Genomic DNA, 5,504 nt, shown 5'->3' with positions numbered 1-5,504 from the left:
ATTTTTTTACTACTTAAGTGGCTTGTATTCGCTTTTCAAGTTTTACATATTGAAAGTACATAGCAATTCGCCACGGTACAATCATTCCGAAAGCTAATACCCAGAACATCCCTCCGAGTTCCCCAACATCTATCGTTTGCGTTAAATATAACTTCAAACCAATCCGTACGATAAGTAATGAAAATAATATTATTGGGAAAGCCTTTGATCGTTTTAAATAAATCTCATTTTGATTAATTTCAAATTTCGTTGTTACAATTAAAAAGATGGACAACAAAATACCAACACCAAGCGCCTCTAACACTTGTAAAAGGGAGATACGAAAGTATGGAAAAATATACATTAGGGAACCGGTACTCATAAAAATAGGTGGTAAAATAATTTTCTTTTTTGTTACTGGATACTTTGTCGCTTTCATTCGGATAAAAATTACAATAATTGCCATAATAGCTGGAATAATTAGTGACAGATAAAGCATGAGATCAATCCTTAAAAAATATATTTTCTTTTGAAACGTACCATAAAATCTTGAATAATACAATGAATATAAATAAGAACTTTTTAATCTCCTCTAAATATCGAATCACAGCTAAACCAATTAAAATTAGTCCTATATAACCAAATCCTAAATATAAGTATTTTTCTTTCTATCTGTGATCAACTTCCACTTAACTCTTAAAAACTATCAATATTTTTATAATAAAAATATTCAAAAATCATATCATTATATTACCATAAATACCCAATTGTAGGTTTGAAAGCTTTCTACTTTTACGTGAGTGTAATACTCCCTTTTATAGGTGAAATAGTGATAATGTGTTAGTAAAGAGGATAACCTTATATAAGTGAATGTTAAAAAGGAGGGATTAAATGAATAACCAACAAAAACCGAACAGGTTAATTCATGAAAAAAGTCCGTATCTGCTTCAACATGCATACAATCCAGTGGACTGGTATCCGTGGGGAGAAGAAGCTTTTGAAAAAGCGAAAGAAGAAAACAAACCAATTTTTCTTAGTATTGGCTACTCTACTTGCCATTGGTGTCATGTGATGGAACGGGAGTCATTTGAAAATGAAGAGATTGCAAAATTGTTAAATGAACGGTTTATTTCAATTAAAGTAGATCGGGAAGAACGTCCAGATATCGATTCAATTTATATGCTTGTCTGTCAAATGATGACAGGGCATGGTGGCTGGCCACTGAGTATTTTTATGACCCCAGATAAAATACCGTTTTATGCTGGGACGTATTTTCCCCGGGAAAGTCGTTATGGGATGCCTGGTTTTAAAGAGATTATTATTAATTTATATAATCAGTATAAAAATAACCCAGAACAAATTAAAAACGTGAGCCGGCAAGTAACAGAAGCTCTAAAGAAAACACAGGAAAAACAAAGTGGCAAGGCATTGAATGAAGAAACGTTACATCGAGCCTTTCGACTTTTAAAAAGTTCTTTTGATCAAACATACGGTGGTTTTGGTGAAGCACCAAAGTTTCCAATGCCACATAATTTGTCTTATTTACTTATGTATGCCAAATTTTATGAAAATGATGAAGCATTACAAATGGCAACAAAAACGTTAGATGCACTTGCGGATGGTGGAATTTACGATCATATAGGTTTCGGATTTGCGCGATATTCAACAGATGATAAATTTTTAGTACCCCATTTTGAAAAAATGTTATATGACAATGCCCTTTTAACGATTGCTTATACCGAAGCCTATCAGTTGACGAAGGAACCGAGATACAAAAAAATTGCGGAAGAAATTATTACGTATGTAACACGAGATATGCAGCATATTGAAGGTGGATTTTATTCTGCAGAAGATGCTGATTCAGAAGGGGAAGAAGGACGTTTTTACGTCTGGAGTCCAGATGAAATAAAAGAAGTATTAGGTGAACAACTTGGTTCGTTATTTTGCGAAGTTTATGATGTTACGGATGAAGGAAATTTTGAAGGAAAAAGTATACCGAATTTAATTGGTAAAAATCTATCTGAAATTGCTGAACAAAAAGGTATTGATGAAACTCATTTAATAGATGATTTAGAAAACGCTCGTAAAGTGCTATTTTTAGCCCGTGAAAAACGTGTTCATCCGTTTAAAGACGATAAAATTTTAACTTCTTGGAACGGTCTAATGATCGCAGCGATAGCTCAAGCAGCAAGAGCATTCGATAATGATCGTTATATTGAAAAAGCTGAGCGAGCAATCAAGTTCATCGAAGAAAACTTATTTAAAGATGGTCGATTAATGGTTCGTTATCGAGATGGGGAAGTAAAACAAAAAGCTTTCCTCGATGATTATGCCTATCTCCTTTGGGGGTATGTCGAACTTTACCGAACAACATTTAAAATAGAGTATTTAGCATCAGCTAAATACTTGGCCAATTCAATGATTGAATTGTTTTGGGATAAAGAAAATGGCGGGTTCTTCTTTAATGGTCATGACGATGAAAAACTATTAATTAATCAAAAAGACTCTTATGATGGGGCATTACCATCAGGAAACAGTGTAGCAACCCTCCAATTATTGCGTTTAGCAAAGTTAACGGGTGATTATACGTTTGATGAAAAAGTACAACAAATTTTTGATACATTTGCAAGCGACATATCCGAATATCCGCAAGGTCATAGTATGATGTTGCAAGCATTTTTGTTAACTAGGCAAAAAATGAAAGAAGTTGTGTTAATTCAACCTGAAAAATATAAGATAGAAAATGAATTAATTCAGTTAATACAAAAAGAGTATAATCCACATATTCATTTATTAGTTGGAACTAAGTTTAATGATGTTGTACCGTTTGCGAAGGATTATAAAATGATAGATCAAAAACCAACCGTTTATGTTTGTGAAAATTTTCATTGTAATCAGCCGACAAACGATTTTGCAATTGCGCTTAAAAGTATAAGTGAAGATTAATTTGTCAACGAAAAGGGGGCTATTAACTAGCCCCTAAAAATATTCTCGCTTTTCCGTACCTTGATAGGCCATTTTAAACAAGATCATTTGACTATTTACTATTTCATCATTATCTTTCCGCGCCACATATTCGTAAGAACCATCATTTTTTTGTTCCCTTGCTTTAGCATTATCTTTAAGTTGAAGCGCCAAAATCTCCATAATGCGACTCTTTATAGAACTTTCATAAATTGGAAACATTAGTTCAATCCTTTTTTCCATATTCCTTGTCATCATATCAGCAGATGATAAATATACTTTTTCAAGACCATTGCTATGGAAATAATAAATACGACTATGTTCAAGGAAACGACCAACGATACTTCGAACGGTAATCGTATCACTAACCCCTTCAATACCCGGACGTAAACAACAAACACCACGAACAATTAATTCAATTTTTACACCTGCTTGAGAAGCTTCATACATCTTTTTAATTAATTTTTTATCTGTTAAGGAGTTCATTTTGGCGATAATATGCCCGTTGCCAAATCGTTTTTGATATTTAATTTCATCATCAATTAAATCGATAAGTTTGTCCCTTATATCAAATGGGGCCATATAAAGATGGAAAAAATCAGGCTTCTTTGAGAAACCACTTATATAATTGAAAAAGTTCGTAGCATCGACGCCGAACTTTCTTTTCGTCGTAATAATCCCCATATCGGTGTATATTTTAGCTGTTTTATCATTGTAATTTCCAGTACCTAAATGAACGAAACGTTCGATTATTTCTTCATGTTTACGAACGACAAGGGTGATTTTACTATGGGTTTTTAAAAATTCAATCCCATAAACAACATGACAGCCGGCTCGTTCTAATTCTTTTGCCCATTGAACATTATTTTCTTCATCAAAACGGGCTTTTAATTCAACTAACACCATTACTTGTTTCCCATTTTCAGCGGCTAGTTTTAATCCCTCAATTATTGGTGAATCGTCACTAACTCGATATAACGTTTGCTTTATCGCTAAAACATTCGGGTCTTTGGCCGCCTCTGTAATTAGTTCTACGACCGGTTCAAACGATTCAAAAGGATGATGTAAAAATATGTCCCTTTTCCGAGCGGCTTCAAATACTGATTCATTTGGTAAAATATCTTGTGCTGGCTGTGGAACTAACGGTTCGTAAACTAAATAGTCATAATCATCTTTTAACCGTTTATAAAATTTGAATAAAAAAGTTAGATCTAATGGGCCATCAACGATATATAAATCCTTTTCATGTATTTCTAATACATTTAACAAAAATTCAATTGTAGAATGATTATATTTACCTTCTCGTACTTCTAAGCGTACAGCTGCTCCCCATTTGCGATTTTTTAATTCCTTTTCAATTTCTTTTAAAAGATCTCGTGCACCTTCTTCATGAATTGTTAAGTCCGCATTTCTTGTAATCCGAAACTCTGATATAGAAAGAACAGAATATCCATAAAATAATTTATGTAAATAAAAGCTAATAACGTCTTCTAATAAAACGTATTTATGTTCGTTGCCAATTTGAATAAATCGGTCGAGTAAAGCAGGAATTTGAACAATGGCATTTTCTTTCTCATTTGATGTATCAGATTGTAAATTCACCGCTAAATTAATAGACTTATTAAGTAATTTAGGAAAAGGGGAGTAAGCATCGATCGCTAACGGTGTTAATACTGGAAAAATATATTCATCAAAATACTCCTCCAAGTTCCTTAATTCAATTTCTGTTAACTCGTCAATTGTTGTAAGATAAATATTTTCTTTTTCAAGGAGTTTGATGAGCGCTTTATAACATTCGTATTGTTTATAAACAGATTGATGATTTACGATAGAAATTTGTTTTAATTGTTGACTTGGTTTAAGACCAGCCTTGTTTTCCGGTTTATTAAAGCCAGCATCAACTTGATCTTTCAGCCCAGCTACTCTTACCATAAAAAATTCGTCTAAGTTTGAAGAACATATCGCTAAAAAATTTAATCGTTCTAACAATGGATTGGATTCATCAAACGCTTCTTGTAAAACTCTTTTATTAAATTCGAGCCAGCTTAATTCACGGTTGTTGTAATACGAAGGATTATCTAAGTTGATATTGTCATTTAAATACTCATTAACTTTGTCCATTTTAATTCCCCTTCAATAAATTGCCAAGATTTTAATAAAAAAGTAATTGGATGTCCTGTTTTAATGTTTTTTCTAATTGTTTTTTGTTTTTTTCAGCTTCATATTGTTCTGCCATTGCTTCTTTTTTAGAAAAACAAGTAATCATTATATTTTTCTCTACTATTTCTACTTTTATATCTTTAATCGCTTGACGTTTTGTCGCGTCAAGTGAATATGTAAATTTAACCATCGCCCCAAGTAATTGTAATGTTTCTTGTTCTGCTTTACTTAGCCAGTCAGTAAATGGTTTTATGAACTGTTTAAAAAGCGTTTTATTTTTATATGAAGCAACTAGTGCAAGTTTTAATCGCTCTTTATGCATTAATCCATCAATCGTTCGATTGGCAAGTAAATAGAAGGTATGTTGGGAACTAGATTCTGTGTCAATATATTTGCCCAAA

Annotated in this window: 3 protein-coding genes and 1 pseudogene; 1 reads left to right on the top strand and 3 read right to left on the bottom strand. The window is 32.5% G+C overall.

What is annotated here, in order from left to right; genetic code table 11:
- Positions 1–13: 13 nt before the first annotated feature.
- Positions 14–478, bottom strand: a complete 465-nt coding sequence (locus GW534_RS15345; RefSeq protein ID WP_161921855.1) for a CcdC family protein — start codon at positions 476–478, stop codon at positions 14–16.
- Positions 479–870: 392 nt separating this feature from the next.
- Here GW534_RS15345 and GW534_RS15340 point away from each other — a divergent pair, with 392 nt between their 5' ends.
- Positions 871–2,925, top strand: coding sequence for a thioredoxin domain-containing protein (locus GW534_RS15340; protein WP_161921854.1), 2,055 nt, complete (start codon positions 871–873; stop codon positions 2,923–2,925).
- A 33-nt stretch (positions 2,926–2,958) separates the two neighbouring features.
- On the opposite strand, the gene GW534_RS15335 is transcribed toward GW534_RS15340, so the two are convergent.
- Together GW534_RS15335 and GW534_RS15330 are read right to left on the bottom strand one after the other, a co-directional pair.
- Positions 2,959–5,064: an RNA degradosome polyphosphate kinase gene (locus GW534_RS15335; protein WP_161921853.1), complete on the bottom strand. Its 2,106-nt coding sequence runs from the start codon at positions 5,062–5,064 to the stop codon at positions 2,959–2,961.
- Between the two features lie 31 nt (positions 5,065–5,095).
- A pseudogene (locus GW534_RS15330) lies at positions 5,096–5,504 on the bottom strand (exopolyphosphatase); the annotation flags it as partial.

It is taken from the genome of Pallidibacillus pasinlerensis (genome assembly GCF_009996845.1).
In the GTDB taxonomy this organism is placed as follows: Bacteria; Bacillota; Bacilli; order Bacillales; family Caldibacillaceae; genus Pallidibacillus; species Pallidibacillus pasinlerensis.
Note: the sequence above shows the minus strand (reverse complement) of the source record. Positions and strands in the feature narration are given on the sequence as shown.

Coding starts and splice junctions, on each gene's coding strand:
- GW534_RS15345 (WP_161921855.1), bottom strand. CDS start 478: ATGCTTTATCTGTCACTAATTATTCCAGCTATTATGGCAATTATTGTA.
- GW534_RS15335 (WP_161921853.1), bottom strand. CDS start 5,064: ATGGACAAAGTTAATGAGTATTTAAATGACAATATCAACTTAGATAAT.
- GW534_RS15340 (WP_161921854.1), top strand. CDS start 871: ATGAATAACCAACAAAAACCGAACAGGTTAATTCATGAAAAAAGTCCG.